The organism is Campylobacter lari, from assembly GCF_900638335.1.
GTDB classification, from domain to species: domain Bacteria; phylum Campylobacterota; class Campylobacteria; order Campylobacterales; family Campylobacteraceae; genus Campylobacter_D; species Campylobacter_D lari_E.
In genome coordinates, this window is record NZ_LR134508.1 from 722741 (window position 1) to 736424 (window position 13684).

Below are 13684 nucleotides of genomic sequence, written 5' to 3' on the forward strand. Positions count from 1 at the left end.
TTATCCTATTAACATTAAATTGTAAATATTTCGTATATTTGTTTAAAAAATTATTATTTTTTTATCTATTCTTAACAATAAATGTTTTAAAATTTTTAATGATATTTCTATATTTAAGGAACAACAAATGAGTGATTTAGATATTTTTAATCGCCGTTTAGACGCATTAGAAAAACTTCCTCTTTTGAAAAATGAGATTTCTATTTCTAAAGCCTTAGAACAATCAGGTTTTTCAAGAAGAGATTTTATGAAATGGGCTAGTGCAATGACTGCATTTTTAGCATTGCCTGCTAGTTTTACTCCAGTAGTTGCAAGAGCTGCTGAGCTTAGTGATAGGCTTCCAGTTATTTGGCTTCATATGGCCGAGTGTACAGGGTGTTCTGAGAGTTTATTAAGAACTGATGCTCCTACTATAGATAGTTTGATTTTTGATCACATTTCTTTAGAGTATCATGAAACTATAATGAATGCCGCAGGTTGGCAAGCTGAACATAATCTTGAAGCTGCTATGGAAAAATATAAAGGTAGATATATCTTAATGGTAGAAGGTGGCATACCAACAGGTTCTACAGAAAACTTTTTAACCATAGGACCACACGGTAAAACAGGTAAGCAAATAGCACAGCAAGCTTGTGATAATGCTTTGGCTATTTTTGCTATAGGTACCTGTTCAGCTTTTGGTGGTATTCAAGCTGCTAGACCTAATCCAAGTAATGCTGTAAGCTTAAGTAAAGTTACAAATAAAACAGTTATTAATGTGCCAGGTTGTCCTCCAAGTGAGAAAAATATTATAGGTAATGTGATTCATTATATATTGTATCAAACATTACCAGCGCTTGATGCTTATAATAGACCAAAATGGGCTTATGCTTTAAGAATTCATGATCTTTGTGAAAGAAGAGGACGCTTTGATGCGGGTGAGTTTGTGCAACAATTTGGCGATGAGGGAGCAAAAAAAGGATATTGTCTTTATAAGGTAGGTTGTAAAGGACCTTATACTTTTAATAACTGCTCAAAAGAAAGATTTAATCAACATACCTCATGGCCAGTACAAGCTGGACATGGTTGTATAGGTTGTTCTGAACCGGATTTTTGGGATACTATGGGGCCTTTTGAAGAAGTGATGGCAGGAAGATTATTTGATACTGTTTATGGTTTGGGTGCTGATAGTATTTCAGATAAAATTGGTATAGGTGTGCTTTGTGTAACAGGTGTTGCTGTTGCTGCACATGCTGTGATTGCTTCATTAGAAAAGAATAAGGATTAAGAATGTCAAAAAGAATTATTATAGATCCACTTACTAGAATAGAAGGACACTTAAGAGTTGAAGTGGTAGTTGATGAAAACAATGTCATCAAAGAAGCATATTCAGGATCAACTTTATGGAGAGGTTTAGAGACTATTGTAAAAGGCCGTGATCCAAGAGATGCAGGCTTTTTAACTCAAAGAATTTGTGGTGTTTGTACTTTTTCGCATTATAGAGCAGGAATTATTGCAGTAGAAAATGCTTTGGGTATTACTCCGCCATTAAATGCAGTTTTAACTAGAACTTTAATGAATGCGGCTTTATATATGCATGATCATCCTGTGCATTTTTATCAACTTCATGGGCTTGATTTTGTTGATGTTGTAAGTGCTTTAAGTGCTGATGTAAAAAAAGCAAGTGATGAAGCGTTTAAATACACTGATATGCCTTATGCAACAGGTGCAGATAAACTTTTAGAAGTGCAACAAAGACTAAAAACTTTTGTAGATAAAGGAAATCTTGGGCCATTTGCAAATGCTTATTATGGACACGCAACTTATCGTTTTACTCCTGAGCAAAACCTTATTGCGCTTTCACATTATTTAGAATGTTTAAGAATTCAAAGAACAATAGCTCAAGCTATGGCGATTTTTGGTGCTAAAAATCCTCATCCACAAAGTTTAACGGTAGGTGGTGTAACTTGTGTTATGGATCTTTTAAACCCATCAAGAATGGCTGAATATATGACTAAATTTCAAGAGGTGGCTGATTTTATTAATCGTGCTTATTATCCGGATTTAATCATGGCAGCAAAAGCTTATTCTAAAGAAGCAAGCGTGTTAAATGATGTAGGAGTAAATAACTTCTATACTGAAAGAGAATTCCAAATTTCAAGTGATGAGTGGTTGTTTGAAGGTGGTATTATTAGAAATGGTGATTTGAGTAAGGTTGAAGAAGTAGATGAAGCTAAAATCACTGAAGAAGCTACAAGAGCTTGGTATGCAGACAATGAAGCTTTACATCCTTATGATGGTAAAACTAATCCAAACTATACAGGCTTAATTGATGGTGAAAGCATTGATGATAAAGGCAATATGGTTCATAGCAAAGTATTTGATACTAAAGGTAAATACAGCTGGATCAAAGCTCCAAGATATGAAAATTTACCTATGCAAGTTGGGCCATTGGCAAATATTTTAGTTAATTATGCCAAGGGTAATAAAATCGTAGTAGAAGCGGTTGATTCATTCTTAAAAGCTACGAATTTACCAGTTAAAGCACTTATGAGTACTTTAGGAAGAACGGGTGCTAGAGCGATTGAAGCTAAAATCATTGCTGATCATGGTTTAAAAGCATTTAATTCTTTGGTTGAAAATTTAAAAACAGATGAAAGTACTTGTGCTACTTATGTAATTGATAAAAATAAAGAATACAAAGGTAGATTTATGGGAAGTGCGCCTCGTGGTGCTTTGAGTCATTGGTGTAGAATTAAAAATGGTGTAATTGAAAATTGGCAAGCAGTAGTACCTTCTACTTGGAATGCAAGTCCAAAAGATGCAAATGGAGTAGGCGGTAGCTATGAGCAATGTCTTATCGGTATGAAACTAGCTGATGTTAAACAACCTTTAGAAGTAATAAGAGCTATTCACTCTTATGATCCTTGTATAGCATGTGCTGTGCATGTAATGGATACTAAGGGTAATAATCTTAGCGAGTATAAAGTAAATGTAAATTTATAAGGAAAGGACTTTAGTATGGATTCTAAACATTCCTTAAAATCAAATAGAAAGGCTGAATACGAATTTAGTATTGGCCTTCGTTTTACGCATTGGTTAAGAGCGGTTGCAATCGTAATTTTGGTGGGAACTGGATATTATATTTCTTATGTATTTCAATCTCCTTCTATTTCATCTGAACCGACTTTATTTATGCAGGCAAAATACCGCATGGTGCACCAAATTTTTGGCTTTATCATGATAGCTTGTGTGCTTTTTAAAACATATTTGTTCTTTTTTGATCCAAAAAGTGCAAATGAAAGAAGAAGTATTAAAGATATTTTTAATGTAAAATTATGGATAGAGCAGATTAAATTTTACATTTTCCTAGGAAAACACCCGCATTTGCAAGGTGTGTATAATCCTTTGCAATTTGCAACTTATTTTTTCTTTTATTTTGTTATGTTTGGGCTTATTTTAACAGGTCTAATCCTTTATATGCATGTATATCATGAAGGCTTGGGTGGATTTTTATACAATATCTTAAGACCTATTGAGGTAATGTTAGGTGGGTTAGCTGATGTTAGAACTTACCATAGAATTTTAATGTGGGTTGTGTTGATTTTTGTTCCAGTGCATATTTATATGGCTGTGTTTAACTCAGTTAAAGGTAAAGATGGTGCTTTAGATGCCATCTTTAGTGGTTATAAATTTGTAAGAGAAAATCATTGAAACTTCTAATCTTAGGCATTGGTAATATTATGTTTGCAGATGAGGGCTTAGGCGTTCATCTTTGCAAACTTTTAGAAAAAAATTATAAGTTTTATCACGAAAAAGACTCAGTGAGCTTTGTAGATGGTGGAACTTTGGCTTTGCAACTTAGTTATATTATAGCTGAATATGATGAAATGGTTGTGATTGATTGTATTGCAGCAGATGATGCTAAAATCGGAGATATTTTTTTCTTTCCTTATGATGCAATGCCAAAAAAAGTTAATTGGAGTGGTAGTGCGCATGAGGTTGAAATGCTTCAAACTTTACAATACATGGAGCTTATGGGAGATTTGCCTAAAACTCAAATTTTAGCTTGTGTGCCAAAACGCATAGAACCATTGAGCTTTGAACTTTCAAAAGAGGTCTTGAATGCTTTAGAAAAAATGGAGAAAATTTTACTTGATTTTTTAGAGAAAAAAGGCTTTACTTACGAGAGAGTTGCTAATTATAACATACAAGAGCTTGCTCTAAATTCTTATAAAAGCTAAGCAGAAAGCTTAGCTTAATTTTTAATCATCAAATTTTTGTCCTAAGAAATTTCCATTTACATCAGTATAAATTTCCATCATATTATTTAGTTTAAATTTATAACCTTGAATTTCTTTTTCAACTTTAATTATACTTGCATTTGGGTGCATTTTTTTAATTGTTGCCAAAATGTTTGGACTTAAAAAAGAAGTATCAATCGGTCTATATTTTGCATCAATTTCTTTCCAATCTCCATTGATGAAAAACTCAAGTTCAGTTCCATTGTCTAAATAAACATCAAAGCTATCAATATCTTGTTTAACTAAAGCTATGTTTGAGCCTGCAAAGTGTTTTTGTATAAAATTTTTAGAATTTGCCGGTAAAGCATTTACACCTACAACCATATCTTTAGCAAAAACACAACTTGCTAGAGCTAATGCCATTAAAGCTATTTTTAATTTCATTTTTTATCCTTTGAATTGAATTATTTGTGAAATCATATAAATATTGAGTGAATTTTGTGTGAACTTTGTTTTTTTAAAATAAATAGCAAGTATTTAATTGTATAATGATAAAAAAGTTTTAAAAGGATAAATAATGTATAGGTTTGCACCATCGCCTACTGGAGATATGCATATTGGAAATTTAAGAGCAGCTTTGTTTAATTACATTAAAGCAAGACAAGAAAATTCTGATTTTATTTTACGTATTGAAGATACGGATAATGCTAGAAATATTGCTGGAAAAGAAGAAGAAATAAAAGCTATTTTAAAAGAATTTGGTATAACTTGGCAGCATTATTATGTGCAAAGTGAGAATTTGAAATTTCATCGTCAAATGGCTTTAAAACTAGTAAGTGAGAAAAAAGCTTTTGCTTGTTTTTGTACTGAGGATGAATTGGTGCATAAAAAAGAATTAGCTAAAAGCAAAAATCAAGCATATAGATACGATGGCACTTGTGAAAAATTAGCAGATATTGATGTGTTAAATTGTGAGAAACCTTTTGTAATCCGTCTTAAAAAACCTCAATCTCAAATGAAATTTACTGATTATATTAAAGGCGAGATTAGTTTTAATCCTGAAGATATTGATAGTTTTGTGATTATGAGAGCTGATAAAACCCCAACTTATAATTTTGCATGTGCGGTTGATGATATGCTAGAAGGTGTTACTTGTATTATAAGGGGTGAAGATCATGTCTCAAATACTCCTAAGCAAGAGCATATTAGAGCTAGTTTGGGTTATGATAAAAGCATGACTTATGCACATTTACCTATCATCTTAAATGAAGAGGGTGTTAAAATGAGTAAAAGAGAGGCTCATTCTAGTGTAAAATGGATGCTTGATAATGGATATTTGGCAAGCGCTATTGCAAATTATTTAATCCTTTTAGGCAATAAAACTCCAAAAGAGATTTTTACTTTAGAAGAAGCTATAGAATGGTTTGATTTGAAAAAAGTTTCAAAATCTCCTGCTAGGTTTGATACTAAGCGCTTAATGCAAATTAACCGTGAACATATAAAAATGCTTGATAGTGATAAATTAAATTCTTTGTTAAATTTAGGCAAAGATGTAGCAGAGCTTGCAAAATTTTATACTCAAGAAGCTAGCACTCTAAATGAAATAAAAGAAAAAATACAAGCCATTTTTTCAGTTAAAAATTATAATGAATTTGAAAATGAATGTAAGTTGATTAAAGAGGTTTTAAAAGATTTAGATTTGTCTCAAGAATATGATGAGTTTAAAAAGATTTTGATGGAAAAAACAAATTTAAAAGGTAAAAATTTCTTTATGCCTTTGCGTTTAGTATTAACAGGGGTTACTCACGGACCTGAAATGAGTGAAATTTATACTTTAATTAAGCCTTTTATTAAAGAAATTATAAAGGAGTAAAATGGGAGTTGGAACAAGTTTGATTATATCTTTGGTACAAATTTTTTCTTTGGTGATTGAAATTTATGTATGGATTATAATTATTGCTGCATTGATTTCTTGGGTAAGGCCTGATCCTTATAATCCTATAGTGCAAATTTTATATCGTTTAACTAATCCTGCTTATGCTTTTGTAAGAAGATTTATTCCTACTACCATAGGAAGTATTGATTTGGCACCTTTGATTATTATTTTAGGATTAAAATTTATTCAAATATTTTTATCAAATTTAATTTTAGGAAGTTTATAAGTGTTTAAAAAAAGTGTAGTATTGCTTTTAGCTGGAGCGGTTTTTGCAAATAGTGCTATATATTCTTATAAAGAATTAGAGCAAAAACCAAATTCTTTAGCTAAGGATTATTATTTATATCGTTTATTAGAAAAAAATGAATTTAAAAAAGAAGAAGTTGAGGGTTTAAAAGAACATATTTATCGTTATGCAGGGCGTATTAAAAATGCTATTGAAGTGATTATTCCACCTTTGGGGTATAATAAAGAATATGAAGCTTGTTATAAATTTGACACGCAAAATATTTTAGATGCTAATGTTACTTGTCAGCTTGTAAGATTAAACAGTTTAACTTTTATACAAGATCTTAATACTTCAACGCGTAATGAAATGAAAAAAATTATCCCACAAGATAATCCAAATTTAATAAAACTTTTAGAAGCTTTTGATGCTAAAGATCCTTTAAGTTATGCAGTTTTAAATTATGATAGCGTAAATTTTTATAAAATTTATAGTTTTTTAAAAGATAAAAAAGATTTTTTCTTAGAAAAAGATTTTGTTGATGAACTAGCAAAAGAAAAAGAATTTACAAATTTTGTAAAAGAAATCATCATTAAGAAAAAAAGCCCATTGATAAGAAAATCTTTGGTTAATGTAGATGCAAATTTAACTTTTCAAGATAATGCTTTTTATTTAGGTGTGAATGCTATTTTAGAAAATGACGATAAAAAGGCACTGGAATTTTTCCAAGTAGCAAAAGATACTTTTAAAAGCAAGCCTTTAGTGGACAATGCAAATTTTTGGATATATCTAATAACACAAGATAAAAAGTATCTTGATGAGCTTACTCAAAGTAAGTCTTTAAATATTTATAGTCTTTATGCAAGAGAATTAAAAGGTTTGCCTTTACCTAAAATAGAGGAGTTAAATCCAAGAAAACAAAAAAATGATTTTGATATGAAAGATCCTTTTGCTTGGCAAAAACTTGCAAAAGAAATTGCAAAAGGTACTCCTAATGAGCTAGAAAAGCTTGCAAAAGATTTTTATACTAAAGAAAATATCGCCATTTATGCTTATATTAAAGAAAGAGCCGAGGGTTTTAAAAAACATTATTTTATTATGCCTTATTTTGAATATTTAAAAGATTATTCTACGCAAAGAAAGGCTATGATTTTAGCTTTAGCTAGACAAGAAAGTCGTTTTATACCAACAGCAATTTCAACTTCTTATGCTTTGGGTATAATGCAATTTATCCCATTTTTAGCTAATCATATAGGCAATAAAGAGTTACAAATTCCAAATTTTGACCAAGATATGCTTTTTGATCCAAAAATAGCTTACACTTTTGCAAATCATCACTTAGATTATTTAGAATCTAAGCTTAATTCTCCGGTATTTGTGGCTTATGCTTACAATGGAGGTATAGGATTTACCACTAGAATGCTCAAAAGAGAAGATATGTTTAGAGCAGGAAAGTACGAGCCATTTTTATCTATGGAGCTTGTTCCTTATGCAGAAAGTAGAGTGTATGCTAAAAAGGTTTTAGCTAATTATATTGTGTATTTGCATCTTCTGAACGATAATACACCGATTTCGAAATTTTTTGAAACTTTAACTCAAAACATTGATTCTCAAAACACAAATCAAGTTTTAAAATAGGTTTTTGTACTAACTCATCAAGAGTGATTTTATAATAACTTGCGTAATCACTTTTGATGATATATTTAAACAGCTCATCATTTTGATCTAAGGCTTTTAAATTAGTTTTTTCTCCATCTATGAGTATTGAAATTTGCTCTTGTTTGATATTGATATTTGGTAAAAAACTAAGCATAAAAACTTCTTGTTGACTTTTTTCATCTAATACAGGATTTAGATAACTTAACAAAGCTACTACTCTATTATCTTTATAATTAAAATTGATTTTTTGTGCATACATAAGAGTTTGGCTTTTTAAATCGATTTCGCTTTGTTTTTGGGTTTTATTTGAACATGCAGTAAAAATAAGTGTTAAAAAAATAATCATATAAATTTTTTTCATATTTTATTCCTAATTTTTTTATAATTATAAGCTTTTAACTTTTAAAAAGATATAATTTTATTTATTTTCTTTGATTTAAGGAAGTTATGAAAAGATTAGCAATGGCTTTTAGTGGGCCTTCCAATTCAGGTAAAACAACTTTAATAACCCAAGTTGCTAAATATTTTATGGAGCAAAATTATAAAGTATGTATTATAAAACATGATCCAAAAGATAAAGCAAGTTTTGATATAGCAAAAAAAGATAGTTTTAAATTTTTTCAAAGCGGTGCTGATGTAATGGTTTTAAGCCCTACAAGGACAACTTTATTTACACATTCTCCAAGTACTTTAGATGAAGCTATTTCCAAACTAGGGGAATTTGATTTTTTATTTATAGAGGGCTTAAAAACCTTAGATATGCCAAGAATTAGTGTTTTTTGTAAAGAAGTAGATGAGAGCTATTTTGCTTATTCTAAGGCTATTGCAAGCTATGAGAAAATCGAAAATGAAAATTTAACTTGGCTTTATTTGGATGATTTAGAAAGTATTTGTGATTTTATATTAAAAAATTCAAAAAAAGTATAGGGGTAAAATATGCAAGAATTAATTAACGATATACAAAAAACAGTGATTGAAATTTCAAAAGAACTTAGATATTTAAAAGATTTTGATTATACTACTTCTCAAAATGCTACAGGAGATAATCAATTAAAACTTGATGTAAAAAGTGATGAGATTATCACTAGAATTTTAAAGCAAAGCAAAGGTATAAAAAGCTTAATTAGTGAGGAAAAGCAAGAGCAATTATTAATCAATGAAAATGAAAAATACATTGTTGCTTATGATCCTTTAGACGGTTCATCTTTGGTAGATGTGAATTTTGCTATAGGTTCTATTTTTGCTATTTATGAGCAAGAGGCTAGTGCAAAAAATCTAAAAGCAGCAGTTTATGCTATTTATGGTGTGCGCTTAGAGCTTATAGTATGCATAGATATTCCTAAGCTTTATAGGTTAAATGAAAATGATGAATTTGTTTTTGTCAAGGATTTAAAATTAAACGAAAAAGGCAAATTAAATGCAAGTGGTGGGACACAAAAAAATTGGTCAAATACTCATAGAGCTTTTATAAAAGCTTTATTTGATGAAGGATATCGTTTAAGATATTCAGGTGCTATGGTAAGTGATTTACACCAAATTTTACTCAAAGGTGGAGGATTATTTTCATATCCTGCAACAAGTGATGCGCCAAATGGAAAATTAAGAGCATATTTTGAGGTATTTCCTTTTGCTTTTATTTTTGAAAAAGCAGGAGGGCTTTCTACTAATGGAGAAAATGATTCTTTACTTGATTTAGAATTTGAAAAAATCCATGCAAGTACGCCATGCTTTTTGGGTTCAAAATATGAAATTGAAAAACTAAAACGAGCTTATAAAGGGCTTTAATGGCTGAAGTTAAAGATGAATTTGAGCTGGCTTTAGAAGTTAAAAAAAATGAACTTCAAACTTGTCAAAACGAAAAAAACTTAAAATCTTGTTTACCTTGCTCTATGATTTTTGAGTGCTCTTTAAGAAAAGAGTATATTGATGCGGTTTATAAGAGTATGTCTAAAGGTAAAGAAGGTGGATTTGATTTTTAATTAAAGGTTGAAAATGCGTTATATTACTACTCCAATATATTATGTAAATGATGTGGCACACATAGGTCATGCTTATACTACGATTATAGCAGATACTTTGGCTAGATTTTATCGCTTGCAAGGAGAAAAAACATTCTTTTTAACAGGTACAGATGAGCATGGTCAAAAGATAGAGCAAGCTGCTAGCGCTAGAAATTTTACCCCTAAAGAATATGCAGATGAAATTAGTGCCAAATTTAAAAAACTTTGGGATGAGTTTGAAATTTCTTACGATTATTTCATTAGAACTACGGATGAAAATCACAAATTAAGTGTACAAAAAGCATTTAAAAAAATGTTTGATAAGGGTGATATTTATAAAGGTACCTATGAAGGTTTTTATTGTGTTTCTTGTGAGAGTTATTTTACTCAAACTCAGCTTGTAGATGAGTGTCATTGTCCAGATTGTGGCAAAAAAACACAGCTTTTAAAAGAAGAAAGTTATTTTTTCAAGCTTTCTAAATATCAAGATCAAATTCTTAAATGGTATAAAGAAAAAGAGCCGATTTTACCTAAAAATAAGGCTAATGAATTAATCCACTTTGTAGAAGGTGGCTTAAAAGATCTTTCTATTACAAGAACGAGCTTTGAATGGGGTATAAAGCTTCCAAAAGAACTAAATGATGAAAAACATGTGGTGTATGTTTGGCTTGATGCTTTGATGAACTATGTGAGTGCATTAGGCTATGGACTTGATGAAAAAAATATGGATCTTTGGCCTGCTCATATTCATTTTGTTGGCAAGGATATCTTGCGTTTTCATGCAGTATATTGGCCTGCGTTTTTGATGAGTTTAGAGCTTCCTTTGCCTAAATTTGTAGCAGCACATGGTTGGTGGACTAAAGATGGTGAAAAAATGAGTAAATCTAAAGGCAATGTAGTAGCACCTAAAGAAGTGGCAGATACTTTTGGTTTAGAAGCTTTTAGATATTTTTTACTCAGAGAAGTTCCTTTTGGTAATGATGGGGATTTTTCACAAAAAGCATTAATTACTAGAATCAATGCAGAATTAAGTAATGAGCTTGGAAATTTATTAAACAGAATTATTGGTATGAGTGCTAAGTATTCTCAAAATATTATTGAATGCAAAAATGTGAATTCGCATTTTAATCAAGAATTAAATGAATGCAAAGAGTATCTAGATAATGCAATTAATGCTTTAGAAAATATCCAACCAAATCGTTATTTAGAAGAGCTTTTCAAGGCTTTATCTTTAGCAAATTTAAGTATTAGCAAATACGAGCCTTGGAATTTAATTAAAAATGATCAAATGCAAAAAGCTAATGCTTTAGTGGCTTTGTGTGCTAATATTTTAACAAAAGTTACTATTTTACTTTCAGTTGCTATGCCAAAAACAGCTTTAAAAATTGCCAAAGCTTTAAATTTTGAAATTTCAAATGAAAATTACCAAAAATTAATTTTAAATAATCAATTATGCGATTTAAAATCAAGTGCATGTGAAGCTTTATTTCCAAAAGTTGAATTAACCCAAGAAAGCAAAAAAGAAGAAAAAGTAGAAGAGAAACCAAGTCTACCTCAAATTAAAATCGATGATTTTAAAAAAATCGAAATTAAAGTAGCATTAATAAAAGATTGTCAGAGTATAGAAGGCAGTGAAAAGCTTTTAAAATTTCAACTTGAACTTGAAAATGGCGAGTTAAGACAAGTACTTTCTGGTATTGCTAAATTTTATAAAGCTAGTGAGTTAATAGGCAAGCAAGTTTGTGTCATTACCAATCTAAAAAAAGCTAAAATTTTTGGTCATGAAAGTCAAGGTATGATTTTAAGTGCTGAAAAAAATGGAAAATTGGTTTTGATTAGCCCACAAAGTTTTATTGAAAATGGAGCTTTAATAGGCTAATGAATATTTCTAATTTTATTGAGCTTATTAATGCTCAAGTTTTAAATTATGGAGCAACTTCTAGTGTCTATGATTTTAGTATTGACTTGAATAAAATCAAACAAGCTGGTGTTTTTTTTGCCAAAAATCAAGAGCAAGCTAGCTATGCAGTGAAACTTGGTGTTTATGTTATAGTAAGCGAGGAAAAATTAAAACTTGAAGATAAGGAAGTATTTTATCTTCAAGTTGATAACATCGAGGAAGCTATTTTTAGGCTTTTTAGATTTTTTTGTGAAGAAAAATCTTATGAGTTTTTATATTGTAATAACATAGAGTTAAAATTTGCAAAGGCTTTTAATTTTAAAATTTTAAATTCCAATATTTTGTTAGATTTTGATCTTTTAAAAAATTCTAAAGAAAAGACTTTCTTTTGTTCTAGTGATGAGAATTTTATTTTAAAGTTGAAATCAAATTTTCACACCTTAAAGTCATGCGAATATGAAATTTTAGGTTGTAAGTCTTTATTTCAAACGAGCGTGCTTTGTAAAAATTTATATTTTAAAGAGTTAAAATTTGCATTCTTTTATGTTGATATTTTTGCTAGTTTTATTGATTTTATTGAAGAGCAAAAATTACCTTTTAGTTTTAATGATAAAAAACTAGAGCTTTTTAAAGCCTATTTTTTAAACTCAAAAAATGAAATTTGTGTTTTTGGTGGGAGTTCTAGGGTGATTTTACTCGTAGAAAATGAAGAAGATTTTGATTTTATAGCACAAAAACTCCAAAATATTAAAGATTTTAAGATTGCATTAAGAAATTCTTTATTTTGCGATTTTTCTTACTCACATTTAAAAGAATTAAAAAAAATTACCGATTTTAAATATTGTCTTATTAAAGACAACCAAGAAGATTTTGTAAGTTATTTTTCTCCTAAAAAAAGCGAAAATAGTTTATTTGATTAAAAATATCTAAAAATAATTTTTATTAATAATAAAAAGCTATATTTATATCTTCAATTTTTATTTAAAGGGTATATATGAAAAAAATTTTATTTATAAGTTTATTTGCAGCAGCAGCGTTAAATGCTGAAATTTTAGTTTATGGTCCAGGTGGTCCTGCTCCTGTTTTAAAAGAGCTTGCAAAACAGTTTGAAGAAAAATATGGTGAAAAAGTTACTATTAATGCAGGACCAACTCCTAAATGGATTAAACAAGCAAAAATGGATGCTGATATTATTTATTCTGGTAATACATCTATGATGGATGGATTTATTAAGGCTATGCCAAAACAAATTAAAATACAAGATGTTCAAGTTTTAAATGCTAGAGGCTCAGGAATGATAGTAAGAGCAAACAATCCTAAAAAAATTAAAAAATTTGAAGATCTTTTAAAAGATGGTGTTAGTGTTATGGTAGTTGATGGAGCAGGGCAGGTTGGCTTATATGAAGATATGGCTTTAAAAACAGGAAAAGTTGAAAATCTAGAAAAATTAAGAAAAAATATCAAAGTGTATGCAAAAAATTCAAAAGCCGCAGTCGATGAGTGGAAAAATAATCCAAATATCGATGCTTTAATTATTTGGACGCACTGGATCAAAGCAGTTGGCGAGAAAGAAAATAAATTTATTAAAGCAGATAAGAGTTCAATTATTTATAGAGCTGCTGAAATAGTTCCAACACAAAAAGGTTTGAAAAATCCAAAAGTGGCCGAATTTATAGATTTTACACAAAGTAAAGAAGCACAAAAAGTATGGGAAAAAGAAGGTTGGTTAGCTAAATAAAT

The 13684-nt window shown here is 29.7% G+C and carries 15 protein-coding genes; 13 read left to right on the forward strand and 2 right to left on the reverse strand.

Features of this window, described 5'->3' with window-relative positions:
* Nucleotides 1-127 precede the first annotated feature (127 nt).
* From EL235_RS03740 to EL235_RS03755, 4 genes are read left to right on the forward strand one after another with little or no spacing between them, the layout of a single operon-like run.
* Complete coding sequence (locus tag EL235_RS03740; RefSeq protein ID WP_039625972.1) at nt 128-1267, forward strand: [NiFe] hydrogenase, small subunit; 1140 nt, start codon at nt 128-130, stop codon at nt 1265-1267.
* Between the two features lie 2 nt (nt 1268-1269).
* Nucleotides 1270-2985, forward strand: a complete 1716-nt coding sequence (locus EL235_RS03745; protein WP_114640280.1) for a nickel-dependent hydrogenase large subunit — start codon at nt 1270-1272, stop codon at nt 2983-2985.
* A gap of 15 nt (nt 2986-3000) precedes the next feature.
* Complete coding sequence (cybH, locus tag EL235_RS03750; RefSeq protein ID WP_039625976.1) at nt 3001-3693, forward strand: Ni/Fe-hydrogenase, b-type cytochrome subunit; 693 nt, start codon at nt 3001-3003, stop codon at nt 3691-3693.
* On the forward strand, nt 3690-4223 hold the full coding sequence (locus tag EL235_RS03755; RefSeq protein ID WP_039625977.1) for a HyaD/HybD family hydrogenase maturation endopeptidase: 534 nt from the start codon (nt 3690-3692) through the stop codon (nt 4221-4223). Before cybH ends, EL235_RS03755 begins: the two co-directional genes overlap by 4 nt.
* Nucleotides 4224-4244: 21 nt before the next feature.
* Here EL235_RS03755 and EL235_RS03760 read toward each other — a convergent pair whose 3' ends face one another.
* Nucleotides 4245-4667, reverse strand: coding sequence for a PepSY-like domain-containing protein (locus tag EL235_RS03760; RefSeq protein WP_126340832.1), 423 nt, complete (start codon nt 4665-4667; stop codon nt 4245-4247).
* A gap of 133 nt (nt 4668-4800) precedes the next feature.
* On the opposite strand from EL235_RS03760, the gene gltX reads away from it, so the two are divergent.
* The 3 genes from gltX to EL235_RS03775 are packed head-to-tail and all read left to right on the forward strand — an operon-like array spanning nt 4801 to nt 8023.
* Complete coding sequence (gene gltX, locus EL235_RS03765; protein WP_114640281.1) at nt 4801-6096, forward strand: glutamate--tRNA ligase; 1296 nt, start codon at nt 4801-4803, stop codon at nt 6094-6096.
* Between the two features lies 1 nt (nt 6097).
* Nucleotides 6098-6385, forward strand: a complete 288-nt coding sequence (locus EL235_RS03770; RefSeq protein ID WP_039625983.1) for a YggT family protein — start codon at nt 6098-6100, stop codon at nt 6383-6385.
* Nucleotides 6386-8023: a lytic transglycosylase domain-containing protein gene (locus EL235_RS03775; protein ID WP_126340833.1), complete on the forward strand. Its 1638-nt coding sequence runs from the start codon at nt 6386-6388 to the stop codon at nt 8021-8023.
* Here the strand turns inward: EL235_RS03775 and EL235_RS03780 are convergent.
* A complete protein-coding gene (locus EL235_RS03780) occupies nt 7911-8405 on the reverse strand; it encodes a hypothetical protein (RefSeq protein WP_126340834.1) in 495 nt (164 codons plus the stop codon). The two genes, EL235_RS03775 and EL235_RS03780, sit on opposite strands and share 113 nt — an antisense overlap.
* A gap of 86 nt (nt 8406-8491) precedes the next feature.
* Here EL235_RS03780 and mobB point away from each other — a divergent pair, with 86 nt between their 5' ends.
* The 6 genes from mobB (at nt 8492) to EL235_RS03810 (ending at nt 13682) form a co-directional block, all read left to right on the forward strand.
* Nucleotides 8492-8971, forward strand: coding sequence for a molybdopterin-guanine dinucleotide biosynthesis protein B (gene mobB / locus EL235_RS03785; protein ID WP_114640283.1), 480 nt, complete (start codon nt 8492-8494; stop codon nt 8969-8971).
* A gap of 9 nt (nt 8972-8980) precedes the next feature.
* Nucleotides 8981-9829 carry a class 1 fructose-bisphosphatase gene (locus EL235_RS03790; protein ID WP_114640284.1) on the forward strand — a complete coding sequence of 283 codons (849 nt, stop codon included), beginning with the start codon at nt 8981-8983 and terminating at the stop codon, nt 9827-9829.
* Entirely contained in the window at nt 9829-10023 is a 195-nt protein-coding gene (locus EL235_RS03795) for a hypothetical protein (RefSeq protein ID WP_039625990.1), read from the forward strand. Before EL235_RS03790 ends, EL235_RS03795 begins: the two co-directional genes overlap by 1 nt.
* Nucleotides 10024-10036: 13 nt before the next feature.
* Nucleotides 10037-11923 (forward strand): methionine--tRNA ligase, encoded by a 1887-nt coding sequence (gene metG, locus EL235_RS03800; RefSeq protein WP_126340835.1) that lies wholly within the window; start codon nt 10037-10039, stop codon nt 11921-11923.
* On the forward strand, nt 11923-12864 hold the full coding sequence (locus tag EL235_RS03805; RefSeq protein WP_114640286.1) for a hypothetical protein: 942 nt from the start codon (nt 11923-11925) through the stop codon (nt 12862-12864). The genes metG and EL235_RS03805 overlap by 1 nt, the downstream gene beginning before the upstream one ends.
* 74 nt (nt 12865-12938) lie before the next feature.
* Entirely contained in the window at nt 12939-13682 is a 744-nt protein-coding gene (locus tag EL235_RS03810) for a substrate-binding domain-containing protein (protein WP_114640287.1), read from the forward strand.
* The last annotated feature ends 2 nt before the right edge of the window (nt 13683-13684 follow it).